The organism is Xanthomonas sp. DAR 34887, assembly GCF_041245805.1.
In the GTDB taxonomy this organism is placed as follows: Bacteria; Pseudomonadota; Gammaproteobacteria; order Xanthomonadales; family Xanthomonadaceae; genus Xanthomonas_A; species Xanthomonas_A tesorieronis.
In genome coordinates this window covers 1012685-1027351 of record NZ_CP162490.1, presented here as the reverse complement: position 1 = coordinate 1027351, position 14667 = coordinate 1012685, and the positions used below count along the sequence as shown (strand labels likewise).

Sequence of the window (14667 nt, the reverse complement as noted above, 5' to 3'; positions counted from 1 at the left end):
TACTAGTCCCCTGTTCGTGACGCCGCGGACGCAGTTACAGTGTCCCGGCACGCTCACGGGAGGGAGGTGCGACGCGCAAGGCCGGCCATGGGAATGCCCGCCGATGCCGCGTCGCCTGCCGATCTGCCGCCGGCGCTGCCGGCGTCGCATGCGTATTCAGGGGCGATGCGCCGTCGCAGGATCGCAACACCGCTGTAAAGAACCGCCGGATTCGTCCGCTATTGCATGCGGGCGGCTCGTGATTCCGGCGATGCGCCCCGCACCGCGACCGAGGGAAGGTCGCGGTCGGTCTCCCGCTGCACCGCCCGCGCAAGCCTTGCCGTCCCGTCAGTCGAGTGCCGGCGCGCTTTTTCCTCATCAAGAAGACATCACACCATGCGCCATACCCTTCTCTTCGCTGCGCTGTGCCTGACCGCCGCCGCTCCTGCCGCTGCCGCCAACGGATTCGACGATTGGCCGACCAAGGTCGCCTTCAACGACGGCACCGAACTGGCCGTGACCGGCAACTACGGCTACGACTGGAACAACTTCTCCGACGACGACGCGCGCCTGGAAGACGACAACGCGTTCCGCCGCAAGGAATTCGGCGCCACGCTGAAGAAGAAGGGCGTCTACGACGCGATGGTGTACTTCGACTTCCAGTCCAAGCTGTGGCTGGACGTGTTCTTCCGCTTCGAGACCAAGGCGCTGTTCGGCAGCGACTACGGCAAGGTGCGCCTGGGCTACATCAAGGTGCCGGTCGGCCTGGAAGGCGTGACCAGCTCGCGCGCCGACAGCTTCCTGGAAACCGCGCTGCCGATCCAGGCGATCTACCAGGGCCGCCGCACCGGCGTGGAGTGGACCTTCGAGCGTCCGCAGTACCTGCTGCAGGCCGGCGCGTACGGCGGCAAGGATCTGCAGGGCGACAACCCCGGCACCACCCAGGCGGTGCGTGGCGTGTGGACCCCGTTCAAGGCCGAGGGCGACGTGCTGCACCTGGGCCTGGCGTATTCGCAGGAAAACCCGCGCGGCTACCACAACGGCCTGGACGTGAGCTTCAGCCCGCGCGTGCGCCTGCGTGCGCGCCCGGAAGCCGGCCTGACCGATGTGCGCCTGGTCGATTCGGGCACCCTGGTCGATGCCGACCAGGTGCGCCGCACCGGCCTGGAAGGAATCTGGATCAAGGGTCCGTTCTCGATGCAGGGCGAAGCGCTGCGCGCCGAAGTGACCCGCGACAACGGCCGCCCCGACTACACCGCCGACGGCCAGTACGTGTTCGCCAGCTACGTGCTGACCGGTGAGTCGCGCCCGTACAGCGCCGGCAACGTGGCCAACATCAAGCCGGCCAACGCCTACGGCGCGGTCGAACTGCTGCTGCGCTACAGCCGCCTGGATCTGGACGACGGCACGGTGCTCGGTGGCCGCCAGCACGACTGGACCGTGGGCGCCAACTGGTACCTGACCAGTCACTTCAAGTTCCAGGCCAACTACGTGCGCGCCGATGCCGAACGTGCCGGCGTGCACACCAAGCCGGACTCGATCGACCTGCGCGCGCAGGTGCAGTTCTGATCGGCAGGCCCTGATCGCATCGCGATCGGCCCTGTCCGATCGCGACGCGTTCGCAGCGAAGACACACGGCGGCAGCGCCGGCCCTGCGCACGGGCCGGCGCTGCCGTCGTGCATTCGGCCTCAGCCGCGATGGGCCGCTCGCGCGTTCGGCGCGACGCGGCGACCGGCCGCGCAACGCATCGCCACCAGCACGCGTGCCACTGCCGCTAAGCTGGCACGATACCGTTCCGACCGCGCCCACTCCGCATGTACCCTGCCCTGCGCTATCGCCGCTTCGTCCTGCTCCTGCTCGCCGCGCTCGGCGGCATGGCGTTGGCGATGCTGTCGGCCGGGCATTTCGCCGAACAGCGCGCGCTGCGCGCCGAGAGCCGGCAACTGCGCCAGCAACTGGAGCTGTACGCGCAGACCCTGCAGCAGCGCATCGACCGCTACCGCACGCTGCCGCAGGTGCTGGCGCTGGATCCGGAACTGCGCGAGGCGCTGAGCCGGCCGCTGGACGCCGCCGCGCATCAGCGGCTGAACCTGAAGCTGGAACGCGCCAACGACGTCACCCGCTCTTCGACGCTGACCCTGATCGATGCCGACGGCGTGGCGGTGGCCGCCAGCAACTGGCGCCTGGCCAGCAGCAACGTCGGCGCCGACTACAGTTTCCGCCCCTACGTGAAGCAGGCGCTGGCGCAGGGCAGTGGCCGCTTCTACGGCATCGGCATGACCACCGGCGTCCCCGGCTATTTTCTGTCGCAGGCGATCCACGACGATGCCGGGCGCACCCTCGGCGTGATCGTGATCAAGATCGAACTGGCCGCGCTGGAACGCGAATGGCTGCGCGTGCCCGACGTCGTCCTGGTCAGCGATCGCCATGGCGTGGTGTTCCTGTCCAGCCGCGATGCATGGCGCTACCGCCAGCTGCAGGCGCTCAGCGCGCACGAACGCGACGAACTGCTGGCCACCCGCCAATATGCCCGGCAGACCTTGCTGCCCGCGCGGCGGCGCAGCCTGGCCACACTGGAGGATGGCGGTCAGGTGATGCGCATCGACGCGCCTACGCAATCGGCGCCGCTGCTGTGGCAGAGCATGGCGCTGCCGGAAAGCGGCTGGCGCCTGCATCTGCTGCACGACATCGGCGGCAGCCGCGCCGCCGGCCGCGCCGCCGCACTGGCCGCGGCCGGGATCTGGCTGGCGCTGGTGTTCCTGGGCCTGCTGTTCCAGCAACGGCAACGCCTGGCGCGGCTGCGCCAGCGCAGCCGGCGCGAGCTGGAGTCGTTGCTGCAACAGCATGCGCAGGAACTGCGCACCGCGCAGGACGGCGTGGTGCAGGCCGCGCAACAGGCCGATACCGGCCTCAGCCGCAGCCTGGAGCATCTGCCGCAGGGCGTGGTGATCATCGATGCGCAATTGCGCCTGGTGGCGTGGAATTCGCGCTACCTGGAGATCTTCCGTTTCCCGCCGGACCTGATCCGCATCGGCCGCCCGATCGAGGACGTGTTCCGCTACAACGCGCGCCGCGGCCTGCTCGGCCCCGGCCCGGTGGAAGCGGCGATCCAGCGCCGCCTCGACCACCTGCGCAGCGGCCGCCCGCACATGCGCGAGAGCGAGAAGGACGACGGCACGGTGCTGGAAATCCGCGGCAACCCGCTGCCCGACGGCGGCTTCGTCACCAGCTATGCCGACATCACCAGCTACAAGAACGCCGCGCGCGAACTGCGTTCGCTGGCCGACGCGCTCGAGCACCGCGTCGCCGAACGCACCCGCGACCTGGCCGATGCCAAGCGCGAGGCCGAGAACGCCAACCGCTACAAGACCCGCTTCGTCGCCTCGGCGGTACACGACCTGCTGCAGCCGCTCAACGCCGCGCGCATGTTCGTGTCCGCGTTGCGCGGCAAACTGCACGACGCCGACGCGCGGCAGATCGCCGACCATGTCGACAACGCGCTGGTCGCGCAGGACGCGATCCTCAACAGCCTGCTGGACATCTCGCGGCTGGAAGCGGGCACGCTGAAGACGCAGGTGCGCGACTTCGCGCTGGGACCGCTGCTGCAGACCCTGGCGCACGAGTTCGGGATCGTCGCCGAGGACCGCGGCCTGCGCCTGGATTACGTGCCCACGCGCGCCGCGGTGCGCAGCGACGAGACCCTGCTGCGGCGCATCCTGCAGAACTTCCTGTCCAACGCGATCCGCTACACCCCGCGCGGCCGCGTGCTGCTGGGCTGCCGCCGCGACGGCGACGCCCTGCGCATCGAGGTCCACGACCAGGGCCCGGGCATCCCCGAGGCGCTGCAGCAGGAGATCTTCGAGGAATTCCGCCGCCTCGGCGACGGGGTCGCCCACGACCGCGGCGCCGGCCTGGGGTTGGCGATCGTGGAGCGCATCGGCCGCCTGCTCGGGCACCGCATCGGCCTGCGCTCGCAGCTCGGCCGCGGCAGCGTGTTCGCGGTCACCGTGGCGCTGGGCGACGCCGCCGCGGCGGCGCAGGCGCAGGCACCGACCGCGGTGGCCAGCGACCACGGCGACGACCCGATCCTGCACGGCTGCCGGGTGTGGTGCATCGACGACGACCCACGGGTCTGCGAAGCCAGCCGCACGCTGCTGGAACGCTGGGCGTGCCGGGTGGAACTGGCCGCCGGCCCGGAGGAGGCGCTGGCCGCCGCGCAACCAGCCCAGGCGCCGGAGCTGGTATTGCTGGACGTGCGCATGGGCGAGCGCGACGGCCCGGCCTTGTTCGCGCAGCTGTGCGAGCGCTGGAACGCCGAGCCGCGAGCGATCCTGGTCACCGCCGAACCGGACCCGGCGCTACGCGCGCTGGCCCAGGAACATGGATGGGGCTTCCTGTCCAAGCCGGTGCGCGCACCGGCCCTGCGCGCACTGATGACGCAGATGCTGTTGCGGCGGGGCTAGCGCTCCCACCGGAGCGCTAGCCCCTCTCCCGTCGGGAGAGGGGTTGGGGTGAGGGTACGGCGCGAAAGCGACTCGCGGCGTTTGGGTCCACGAGGCTACGCCCGTACCCTCATCCGCCCCTTCGGGGCACCTTCTCCCGCAGGGAGAAGGAACAGCCGACTAGCCCCTCTCCCCCGGGAGAGGGGTTGGGGTGAGGGTCCGGCGCGAAAGCGTCTCGCATAGCGGATAGCACCCATCACCGCAGCACCTCACCACTCCCGCGGCGCGATCAACTCCTCGGCGTCGGCCGCATCGAAGCCATAGGTCTTGGCGATGTACAGGAAGTCCACGCCGATGTTGTCGCGCGCGGCGGTCTCGATCTCGCTGTCGTGCGCCTCGAACTCCAGTGCCAGCGCGTTGAATTCCTCGGTGGCGGCGTGGGTGAGCTTGTACAGCGCCGGCAGGTCCGGCGGGGCCTGCGCCTCGATCGCCTCGCACAGCCGCAGCAGGATCTTCTGGCCCTTGCCGACCAGAAAGGAAGGGAAATAATCGTCGTCCAGCATTTCCTGCAGGAACGGGTAGTAGGCGATCTGCTCGTTGCGGATAGGCATGGTCCGGGGATCCTTTCCGCCCGCAGGAAGCGCGGGCGCCAGTGCATAGCATCGCGTATCCGGGCGCGGCGGAAAACGCCCGGCCGCCGCACGGCCTAGCGCCGCGCGGGATTCAGGCCTCGCCTTCCGGCTCCAGCGCCTTGACCAGGACCGCGGCCTGGGTGCGGCTGTGGCATTCGAGCTTTTTCAGGATCGCCGTCACATGCACCTTGACCGTGTTCTCGGCCAGGCCCAGCTCGTAGGCGATCTGCTTGTTGAGCAGGCCGTCGGCCAGGCACAGCAGCACGCGGAACTGCTGCGGGGTCAGCTGCGCCAGGCGTGCCGCCAGTTGCGCGTCGGCTTCCGAACGCGCGGCGGTCAGCGGCGGAAACCAGGTGCCGCCGTCGAGCACCGCCGCCACCGCGATGCCGATGGTCTCGGCCGGCGAGGACTTGGGAATGAAGCCGGCCGCGCCGAACTGCTGCGCGCGGCGGATCACCCGCGGGTGGTCGTTGGAGGAGATCACCACCACCGGCACCTCCGGACGTTCGCCACGCACGTGCAGCAGGGCCGAGAAACCGCGCGCGCCAGGCATCGCCAGGTCCAGCAACACCAGGTCGGCGTGCGCCTGCGCAGCCAATGCGGCATCCAGCGTGGCGGCGCTGGAGGCCTCGGTCACCCGCGCGCGCGGCAAGGCCTGGCGCAGCGCGTGCAGCACCGCGGCGCGGAACAGGGGATGGTCGTCGGCGACCAGAATCGTGGGCGCATCCATGCCTACAGTCTGGCATGCGCGGCCGCGGCCGTGCCGGTCCTGCGTCTGGAAGCGGGCAACCCCCGGCAGCGGCGGCGTTCAAGCCGCAGCGGTGGCGGCCGATAGCGAGGCGTGATCCAGACCCTTTCGACCCTGCTGCGCGGCCTGCGCCCGACCCTGCGCCGCTGCGCGCTGCTGGCGGCGCTGCTGGCGCCGGGCGCGAGCGTGGCCGCGACGCTCGCAGACAGCGGCGACGACACCGAGCTGCCGAGCAGCCTGGAGCATTTCGGCCTGGACGACGGGCTGTCGCAGCTGACCATCACCGCGCTGCAGAGCGACGACCAGGGTTTCCTGTGGGTCGCCACGCAGGAGGGCCTCAACCGCTTCGACGGCCATCTGTTCCGCGTCTACCGACACGAGCTCAACGCCAGCGACCGGCAGAGCCTGCTCAGCAGCAGCGTCGACAGCCTCGCCTTCGACGCCCGCGGCACCCGGCTGTGGCTGGGCAGCAACGACGCCGGCCTGGAAGTGATCGACCTGGCCACCTGGAAACGGCATCGGCTGGGCGTGGCCGAAGGCCTGTCGCACAACCGGATCATGAACATCCTGATCGATCCGCAGGGCGGCGCCTGGCTCGGCACCGAGCACGGCATCGACCGCGTCGACGCGACACTGAGCCAGGTGTTGCCGCTGGGCGGCGATGCGCCGGTGGTCGGCCTGACCTGGATGCCCGACGGCAAGCACGCGGTGGCGCTGGACCGGCGCTGCCGGCTGTGGCTGCTCGGCGCGAGCACCCGCCAGGCGCTGCCGGCGCCGTCCGGCATCGACGAATGCGTGGGCCTGCAATCCGGGCCGGAGGGGTTGTGGCTGGCCTCGGCCAGCGCCGGCCTGTTCAAGCTCGATGCGCAAGGCGCCACGCTCGCGCACTGGAGCCCGCAGCAATTGCTGACCGGGCGCAGCGATCTCAGCGCGCTGATCCGCCTGGCCGACGGGCGGGTACTGGTCGGCTCCACCAATGCCACGGTGACGCAGCTGGACAAGGACGCGGCGACGCCGCGACGGCTGAGCTTCGACGTGCCGCCGCAAAGCGCCATCACCCGGTTCTACCAGGACGGCAACGGCACCTGGTGGATCGGCACCTACACCGCCGGCCTGTACCGGGTGCGGCCGATGTCGGCGGTGATCCGCAACGACGAGGAAGACCTCAGCGACACCCACGCCTGGCCAAGTCCCAGCGTGCGCGGCATCTGGCGCGACGGCGCGCGCATGCTGATCGGCACCGATCAGGGCTTGTTGCTGCGCGAGCGCGACCACGCGCCTTGGCAGGTCCCCGCCGCGCTGGCCACGCGCATGGTGCGCGCCATCGAGGGCGACGGCCGCCACTGGTGGCTGGGCACCCGCCACGGCCTGTGGCGCCTGGACGGCAACGGCGCGCTGGCGCGCGTGGACGGATTGGCCGACGCGCACGTCAACGGCCTGCTGCGCGAGGGCGACACGCTGTGGGTGGCCACGCGCCGCGGGCTGACCCGGGTGGTCGATGGCCGCGTCCAGGACGATCCGCGCTGGGCGCCACTGGCCGGGCGCATCTTGACCCGGATCTACCGCGATACGCAGGGCACGCTGTGGATCGGCTGCAACGACTGCGGCCTGTGGCGCATGCGCGGCGATCGGCCGGCCGAGCCGTATCGACCCGGCGGCGCCGGCCTGTATCCGTCGGTGTGGTCGCTCTACGAAAAGGACGGCGTGCTGTGGGTGGGCACGTTCTCCGGCGGACTGTATGCGGTGGACCTGAAGCGCGACCTGGCGGTGCGCTACACCGACCGCGAAGGCCTGAGCAGCAATGTCATCTACACCATCCTGCCGGACCCGCAGGGACGCTTGTGGCTGAGCACCAACAACGGCCTGAGCGTACTCGACCCGGCCACCCGCATCGTGCAGAACCTGGGCAGCCGCGACGGCCTGCAGAACCAGGAATACAACAGCGGCCAGGGCTACCGCGACAGCCGCGGGCTGCTGTATTTCGGCGGCACGCAGGGCGTGGACGTAATCGACCCGCGCAAGCTGCCGCTGCGCAGCCAACCCGCGCGCGCGGTGCTGACCGACCTGCGCGTGCTCGACGCCAGCGAAGGCGACCACGCGGGCAAGCGGCAGACCGAGACCGATGTGGTGTATGCGCACGACATCGCGCTGGATTATCGCGACAACGTGTTCACCCTGGGCATGACCGCGATCGATTTCACCGCGCCGGGCACGGCGCGGCTGCGCTACCGGGTGGACGGCCTGCACAAGGGCTGGATCTATCCGCAGACCGCGCACAGCGAATTCTCGGTCAGCCATCTGCCGCCGGACCGCTACACGCTGGAACTGCAGGCGGCCGGACGCGACGGCCAGTTCGGCGCCGCGCGCACGCTGCAGATCGAGGTGCGGCCGCCGCCGTGGCGGCATCCGCTGGCGTATGCCGGGTACGCGCTGCTGGGCCTGCTGCTGCTCGGCCTGACCGCGCAGCGGGTGCGGCGCACGGTCAACCGCGAGCGCGACATGGTGGAACTGCTGAACCTCACCGTCGCCGAGCGCACGCGGCAGCTGGAGCGCGCCAACCAGCAGCTGTTGCAGAGCAATGCGCAACTGGAAGCGGCCACCCGCCTGGACCCGCTGACCCGGGTCCCCAACCGACGGGAACTGCAGGATTGGCTGGCCCGCGAATGCCCGGCACTGCGCGCCCAGCTCGATGCCGGCAGCAGCGCCGATGCGCTGTATTTCTTCATGATCGACCTCGACAACTTCAAGCGCATCAACGACGACTACGGCCACCAGACCGGCGATACCGCACTGGTGCACTGCGCCGACAGCCTGCGCGCGCTGTGCGGCGAGCGCGATCTGCTGGTGCGTTGGGGCGGCGAGGAATTCCTGCTGGTCACCCGCCTGCCGCGCGACGGCGCGGCCGAGGCACTGGCCGAGCGGCTGCGCGCGGCGGTGGCTGCGCAGCGTTTCGCGTTGGAGCAACGCGAACTGACCCTGACCTGCTCGATCGGTTTCGCGCCATGGCCGCTGGTGGCGGCATGGCCGGCGTTGGGCGACTGGGAACAGAGCGTGGGCCTGGCGGACCGCTGCCTGTATGCGGCCAAGGGCGCCGGCAAGAACGCCTGGGTCGGAGTGGGCGCCGGCGCTGCGCCGGATCGGCCGAGCGTGCAGGCCTTGCTTGCCGGCGGCGCGCCCGAACAGCTCGGCGACAGCGTGCGCATCGTGCATTCCACCGCGCAGCCGCCGCATTTCGCGCGTTGAGCGCCGGCGTCCGCGGCGGCGCGTTCAGCGCGGCGGATGGCGACGCATGCTGCTGCGCCAGGCATCCAGGAACTGGCGGCGTTTGAGCGCGTCCAGGTACACCAGCAAGCCCGGGCCCAGCGCGATCGGGCGGAATGCAGGCGTGGCCGGCGTCGCGCTGCCACTGCCGCCGGCCCCGGGCAGGATCGGCTTGAGCCGCGCCTCGCGCGACAGCACCCGCTGCCCGCGCGGCGACAGCAGATAGTCGAGGAACCGGCGCGCCTCGGCCGCGTGCGGCGTATCGCGCGGGATGACCACAGTGCGCAGCGCGACCAGGGTGTAGTCCTCCGGCTGCACGATCGCCAGCGGCGCGCCGGCGTCGATCCGCGCCTGCGCGTAGGACCCGAGCACGTTGTAGGCCAGCAGCAGTTCGCCACGGCTGACCCGGTCCAGCAGCACGCCGGTGCGTTCCTCCAGCACCACCTGGTTGTCGCCCATCGCCGCCAGCAAGGCGCCGGCCATGCTGCCGATCTGCCCGTCCTGGGTCGCGAACAGATAGCCCACGCCGCTGCGCTCCACGTCGTAGGTGCCGATCCTGCCGCGCAGCGGCATGCCCGGCGCGCGCAGCAGCTCCAGCAACTGGCGGCGCGTGCGCGGCACCTGCGCCGCCGGCAGCCGCGTCTTGTTGTAGACGATCGCCACCGGTTCGTAGCTGATCCCGAACGCCTCGTGCCGCCATTGCGCCCACGCCGGCAGCGCCTCGGTCTGCGGCGAGCGGTGCGCCAGCGCGTGGCCGTCGTTCACCAGCTTGGTCTGCAGGTCCATGCTGGCGCTGATCAGCAGGTCGGCGCAGCGTGCGCCGGGCCGCGGATGCAGGTAGCGCTGGTACATGTCCCAGGCGATCACGTCCTGATACACCACCTCGGTGCGCGGGTGCAGCCGCTGGTAGTCGCCGATCACCGCGGCGAAGACTTCGATGTCGGTGGAGCCCTGGATGCACAGCTGCGCCTCGGCGCCGCCCTGCGCCGGGAAGCGGCGGATGTCGCCGGGCGCGGCCAGCGCGTGATGCGCGAAGACGCAGCCCAGCAGCAGGACGGCCGCGCGAAACGAGGCAAGCGGAATCATGGATGCAACCTGGGCAGGCGCAGGCTGGCGATCAGGCCGCCGCCGACGCGGTTGGACAGATCGATGCGCCCGCCGTGGCTGTCGACCACGCGCTTGACGATCGCCAGGCCGAGCCCGGCGCCGCCGGCGGCCGCGCCCTCGCCGCGCGCGAAGCGCTCGAACACGCGTTCTGCGTCGGCCGCGGCGATGCCGGGGCCGTGGTCGGCCACGGTCACCACGCAATCGCGCGCTTCGCAGGTCAGCGCCACCTGCAGCGCGCCGTCGCCGCCGTATTTGCTGGCGTTGTCGATCAGGTTCTTGATCGCCTCGCGCAGCAGCAGCGCATCGCCATGCACCATCGCCGGCTCGCTGGCGACGGCCAGCTGCACGCGCGGCCGCGGCTGCGACTGCGGCAACGCTTCGTGCAGCGCCTGGTGCACGACCTCGGCCAGGTCCACGCTGGCATAGCGCTGCAGGTTGGCGCGGTGGATCACGCTGGCGTCGCTGAGCAACTGGTTGAGCAGCCGGCTCATGTGCGTGGCGTTGCGTTCGATCGCCTCCAGGCTGCGGCGCATGTCGCGCGGATCGTCGTCGTCCAGCGCCAGCTGCGCCTGCGCGCGCAACGCGGCCAGCGGCGTGCGCATCTGGTGCGCGGCCTCGGCCATGAACGCGCGCAAGGTCTCGTTGCTGCTGGCCAGGCGCGCCATGAAGCGGTTCAATGCCGCCACCATCTGGTGCATTTCCTGCGGCGCCGCCACCGCCAGCGGCTTCAGCTCCGAGGGCTCGCGCCGCGACAGGTCGCGCTCGATCCGGTGCAGCGGACGCAACGCGCGATACACCCCCAGCCACACCAGCGCCAGCGACAGCAGCGACAGCACCGCGATCGCGACCAGCGCGTGCAGCACCACATCCTGCGCCAATGCTTCGCGCGCGCGCCGGGTCTGCCCGACCTGCACCCACACCTCGTCCTGCACCGCCGCCGACGACACCCGCCGCGCCACCACCGCAAAGCGCACCTGCTCGCCGCTGTAGGGCGCATCGAACAGCTGCGGCGGCGCGCTGGCACGCGGCAGCGCCGGCGCCTTCGGCAGATCGCCGTAGCCGGTGATGGTGCGCCCGCGCGCATCGAACACGCGGTAGAACACCCGGTCCTCCGGCGCCATCGCCAACAGATCCAGCGCCGCATACGGCAGGTCCACCTGCCATTGCCCGTCGGCCAGCGCCACCGAATCGACGATCGACAGCGCCGAGGACACCAGCAGGTGATCGTAGGAACGGTTGGCCGCGCGCTGGCCGTAATCGCGCGCGGCGAAGAACAGCGCCACCGCGCCGAGCAGGGACAGCGCCCCCAGGTACAGCAGCAGCGTGCGCCGGATCGACGGTGCCGGCAGCGCGGCCTCAGCCATCGCCATGCGTGTCCTGCGGCGGCGTCGATGGCGTTTGCGCATCCGCGGCTTCCAGCTTGTAGCCGACCCCACGCACGGTGACGATGCGCAGCGGCGCGCCGACCAGCTTCTTGCGCAGGCGCCCAACGTACAGCTCGATCGCATTCGGCCCGGCCTCGTCGTCGAAGCCGAACAGCCCGTTGCCGATCTCGTCCTTGCCCACCACCTGGCCGAGCCGGCCGATCAGGATTTCCAGCAGGCGATATTCGCGATTGGGCAGCTCGATCGGCGCACCGTCCAGGCTGACGCTGTGCGCGGCGTTGTCGAAGGCGAAGCCGCCCAGTTGCACCACTTCGCTGGCATTGCCGCGGTTGCGCCGCAGCAGCACCCGGCAGCGCGCCTCGAACTCGCGGAAGTCGAACGGCTTGCCCAGGTAATCGTCGGCGCCGACGTCCAGCGCCTGCACCCGGTCCTCGATGCCGTCGCGCGCGGTCAGCATCAGCACCGGCGTGGTGTCGCCACGCTCGCGCAGCCCGGCCAGCACGCGCAATCCATCCAGCCCGGGCAGGCCGATGTCCAGCACCACCAGATCGAAGCTCTGGTAGCGCAGCACGCTGGCCGCCCCCAGCCCGTCGCTCTGCCAATCCACCGCATGCCCGCTGCGGCGCATGCGCCGCACGATCGCATCGGCCAGATCGGCGTTGTCCTCGACTAGTAAGAGACGCATTGGGGATGACCAGCCATGCACCTGTGGAAAGCGGGACTTGGGGATTCGCAAGAGCCATTCGGCCGGCGGATGCTGACTCGTTCGGGTCGCGCTGGCAGCCGGCAATCGGGCCGGCGATTCAGGCGGCGGCGATGCCCGGCACCGAAACCGCAGATCACGGCCATCGCCGTTGCGCCTACCGATGACGCGTTCACGGCGACCGCATGGTGATCGCCGCCATGCTCGGATCCGTGGTGAAAATAAGCCGGTATTGGTAAGCGCCAGGCACGGCCGGATCCGGCAACGTCTGCATGACGGTGGAATACATCGGCGCATCGACAGAGCCGGCCATGGCCTGCACTGCAGTGGAGAATTGCGCATCGCTGAGGTGCGTGTTCGAGGCCGATGCCATGCAGACATGGGATCCGCATGCGACATCTCTGACTGCGAAACCAGGATCGGCCTCGCGCAGGTAGTCCTTGAAATTCTCCTTGTAGGCCCTGGACTTGTTCAGTCCGTCGGACTCGGCCTGCCTTGCGACCTTTTGCAGAATGAGGTCGAAGTCCTTGCCGCCGATGACACGCATGGCCGTGTCGCCGTCGATCGATTTTCCCGTGAGGAATGCCATCTCCGCCGCAGCTGCGGGTGAGGGATCCTGCGTTGCAGTGGACGTGTCGGCGAGGGCGGGCTGCGGTTCCTCGGCTCGAAGCAGGTCCGTCCCCGAGCGCGTTTTTGCGCCGTCGGCGAGCGCATCGCGCGTGTCGCCGTTAGCGGCGGCAGCGGAGGTTCCAGTGCCTGACTGCGAGCGCGCGGCGTCAGGCGCCCGCTGCCAAAGCATGAACGCTCCGACCGCAAGAAGCAGGACCGACAGGCCCGCGAGCACTCTACGCATGGCGACTCCGATGACGGGCATTGGGACCAGGGAGATGCCGCGACGCGAGGGAACGCGGTCTCCCGCTGGCCGAAAGTCCAGCGCCGATAACCTACCTAGACTGCGCCGGTTGCACAACGACGAGCGCTGCAGCAGTCGCCATCGCCGCCCGCGCGCCGGGGCGGAAGGTCCGGCAATGGGCTAGCGGTCGCGCCGAAACGGTTGGCTCCCCACCGACAGGTCGATGACAGCTACGCCGCACTAGGCTGCAGCCACGCTGGCCTGCGCGTTGCGCTGCGGGCTACCGACTCATCGACGCGCTGCGCGCACCTGGGAGGGTACGTGGACCTGAAGAAATTGAGCCTGTGCGGCGCTTGCGCCTGCGCCTTGTTCTCACTGCCCGCGCTGGCGCGGGCCGCCGATGGGGACGACGACGGCCCGGTCACCGCCGAGATCGGTGGCCGCCTGCACTGGGACTTCGCCCAGTTCGACAACGACCAGCGCGGCACGCCCAATCCCGACGACACCGAGATCCGCCGCCTGTGGATCGACGTGTCCGGCAAGTTCTTCGGCTTCGGCTACAAGGTCGAAGGCGATTTCGCCGGGCTGCAGGACGACTTCAACGGCAAGGGCATCGAGGCCAAGGACGTCTACCTGACCCGCAAGTTCGACGCTGGCACGCTGAGCGTCGGCCAGTTCAAGCAGTACTTCTCGCTGGACGACCGCACCGGCTCCAACTTCGGCCAGTTCCTGGAGCGCAGCGGCGCGGCCAGCACGCTGGCGCCGCTGTACCGCAAGGCGGTGTCGTGGCAGGCCGCCGGCAAGGACTACACCTGGGCCGCCAGCGTCTACAGCCTGGAAAGCATCGACGTGTCCAACATCAAGGGCGATGCGTTCGGCGGCCGCGGCACTTGGGCGCCCAGTGCACGCGATGGCGACGTGCTGCACCTGGGCCTGTCGCTGGCGCACGAGCGCTACGACCACCCCGGCGCCAACGGCGCGCCGGCCTTGAGCATCCGCCCGCGCCCGGCTGGGCATCTGTCCGACGACAGCCGCGTCACCCTGGCGCGTTTCGCCGACGGCCGCGATACCGACGTGGACAAGTGGTCGCTGGAGTACGCGCAGGTGCGCGGCCCGCTGTCGTGGCAAGGCGAATTCAGCGGCGGCCTGTTCGACGACGGCGCGCAGCGGGCGCAGGTGCTGTCCGCCTACGGCTTCGTCAGCTGGTTCGTCACCGGCGAATCGCGCCGCTACGACGGCAAGACCGGCCGCTTCACCCGCATCAAGCAGGTCAACAACCCGCGCGGCGCGTTCGAACTTGCGCTGCGCTACGACCGCATGCAGGGCAAGCAGCACCTGGATGGCCAGGCGGACTTCCTCGATGCGTCCACCGCGTCGTGGACGCTGGCCGGCAACTGGTACCTCAAGCCGAACCTGCGCCTGATGCTGAACCTGATCGACAGCCGCAACCGCGACCACCTGGCCGGCACCACGCTGGACCATACCCGCGCGATCACCGGCCGCTTCCAGTACGACTTTTGAAGGCCGGGATTGGGGAATGGGGATTCGGGAATCGC

General features: G+C 70.2%; 10 protein-coding genes. 4 read left to right on the top strand and 6 right to left on the bottom strand.

Going from position 1 to position 14667, the window contains the following annotated elements:
* The first annotated feature begins 375 nt into the window (after positions 1 to 375).
* Both AB3X08_RS04425 and AB3X08_RS04420 read left to right on the top strand, forming a co-directional pair.
* The gene (locus tag AB3X08_RS04425; RefSeq protein WP_369936496.1) at positions 376 to 1548 is read left to right on the top strand and encodes an OprO/OprP family phosphate-selective porin; all 1173 of its coding nucleotides are present in this window, start codon (positions 376 to 378) and stop codon (positions 1546 to 1548) included.
* A gap of 246 nt (positions 1549 to 1794) precedes the next feature.
* Positions 1795 to 4443, top strand: coding sequence for a PAS-domain containing protein (locus AB3X08_RS04420; RefSeq protein WP_369936494.1), 2649 nt, complete (start codon positions 1795 to 1797; stop codon positions 4441 to 4443).
* A gap of 248 nt (positions 4444 to 4691) precedes the next feature.
* Here AB3X08_RS04420 and AB3X08_RS04415 read toward each other — a convergent pair whose 3' ends face one another.
* Together AB3X08_RS04415 and AB3X08_RS04410 are read right to left on the bottom strand one after the other, a co-directional pair.
* Entirely contained in the window at positions 4692 to 5033 is a 342-nt protein-coding gene (locus tag AB3X08_RS04415; protein ID WP_184412056.1) for a DUF5713 family protein, read from the bottom strand.
* Positions 5034 to 5145: 112 nt separating this feature from the next.
* Positions 5146 to 5784 (bottom strand): LuxR C-terminal-related transcriptional regulator, encoded by a 639-nt coding sequence (locus AB3X08_RS04410; protein WP_179567135.1) that lies wholly within the window; start codon positions 5782 to 5784, stop codon positions 5146 to 5148.
* A gap of 111 nt (positions 5785 to 5895) precedes the next feature.
* Here AB3X08_RS04410 and AB3X08_RS04405 point away from each other — a divergent pair, with 111 nt between their 5' ends.
* The gene (locus AB3X08_RS04405; protein ID WP_369936492.1) at positions 5896 to 9045 is read left to right on the top strand and encodes a diguanylate cyclase domain-containing protein; all 3150 of its coding nucleotides are present in this window, start codon (positions 5896 to 5898) and stop codon (positions 9043 to 9045) included.
* A gap of 24 nt (positions 9046 to 9069) precedes the next feature.
* On the opposite strand, the gene AB3X08_RS04400 is transcribed toward AB3X08_RS04405, so the two are convergent.
* From AB3X08_RS04400 to AB3X08_RS04385, 4 genes are all read right to left on the bottom strand, one after another.
* Positions 9070 to 10149 (bottom strand): ABC transporter substrate-binding protein, encoded by a 1080-nt coding sequence (locus AB3X08_RS04400; protein ID WP_369936491.1) that lies wholly within the window; start codon positions 10147 to 10149, stop codon positions 9070 to 9072.
* Positions 10146 to 11534, bottom strand: a complete 1389-nt coding sequence (locus AB3X08_RS04395) for a sensor histidine kinase N-terminal domain-containing protein (RefSeq protein ID WP_369938418.1) — start codon at positions 11532 to 11534, stop codon at positions 10146 to 10148. Before AB3X08_RS04395 ends, AB3X08_RS04400 begins: the two co-directional genes overlap by 4 nt.
* Positions 11527 to 12240, bottom strand: coding sequence for a response regulator (locus AB3X08_RS04390; RefSeq protein ID WP_369936489.1), 714 nt, complete (start codon positions 12238 to 12240; stop codon positions 11527 to 11529). Before AB3X08_RS04390 ends, AB3X08_RS04395 begins: the two co-directional genes overlap by 8 nt.
* Positions 12241 to 12430: 190 nt before the next feature.
* Positions 12431 to 13111 (bottom strand): hypothetical protein, encoded by a 681-nt coding sequence (locus AB3X08_RS04385; protein ID WP_369936488.1) that lies wholly within the window; start codon positions 13109 to 13111, stop codon positions 12431 to 12433.
* A gap of 321 nt (positions 13112 to 13432) precedes the next feature.
* Between AB3X08_RS04385 and AB3X08_RS04380 the strand changes: the two genes are divergently transcribed.
* The gene (locus AB3X08_RS04380) at positions 13433 to 14632 is read left to right on the top strand and encodes an OprO/OprP family phosphate-selective porin (protein ID WP_369936487.1); all 1200 of its coding nucleotides are present in this window, start codon (positions 13433 to 13435) and stop codon (positions 14630 to 14632) included.
* Positions 14633 to 14667 lie beyond the last annotated feature (35 nt).

What these genes read in the sequence shown, in the direction of transcription:
- AB3X08_RS04425 (WP_369936496.1), top strand. Translation starts at nt 376, where the DNA reads ATGCGCCATACCCTTCTCTTCGCTGCGCTGTGCCTGACCGCCGCCGCT.
- AB3X08_RS04420 (WP_369936494.1), top strand. Translation starts at nt 1,795, where the DNA reads ATGTACCCTGCCCTGCGCTATCGCCGCTTCGTCCTGCTCCTGCTCGCC.
- AB3X08_RS04415 (WP_184412056.1), bottom strand. Translation starts at nt 5,033, where the DNA reads ATGCCTATCCGCAACGAGCAGATCGCCTACTACCCGTTCCTGCAGGAA.
- AB3X08_RS04410 (WP_179567135.1), bottom strand. Translation starts at nt 5,784, where the DNA reads ATGGATGCGCCCACGATTCTGGTCGCCGACGACCATCCCCTGTTCCGC.
- AB3X08_RS04400 (WP_369936491.1), bottom strand. Translation starts at nt 10,149, where the DNA reads ATGATTCCGCTTGCCTCGTTTCGCGCGGCCGTCCTGCTGCTGGGCTGC.
- AB3X08_RS04395 (WP_369938418.1), bottom strand. Translation starts at nt 11,534, where the DNA reads ATGGCTGAGGCCGCGCTGCCGGCACCGTCGATCCGGCGCACGCTGCTG.
- AB3X08_RS04390 (WP_369936489.1), bottom strand. Translation starts at nt 12,240, where the DNA reads ATGCGTCTCTTACTAGTCGAGGACAACGCCGATCTGGCCGATGCGATC.
- AB3X08_RS04385 (WP_369936488.1), bottom strand. Translation starts at nt 13,111, where the DNA reads ATGCGTAGAGTGCTCGCGGGCCTGTCGGTCCTGCTTCTTGCGGTCGGA.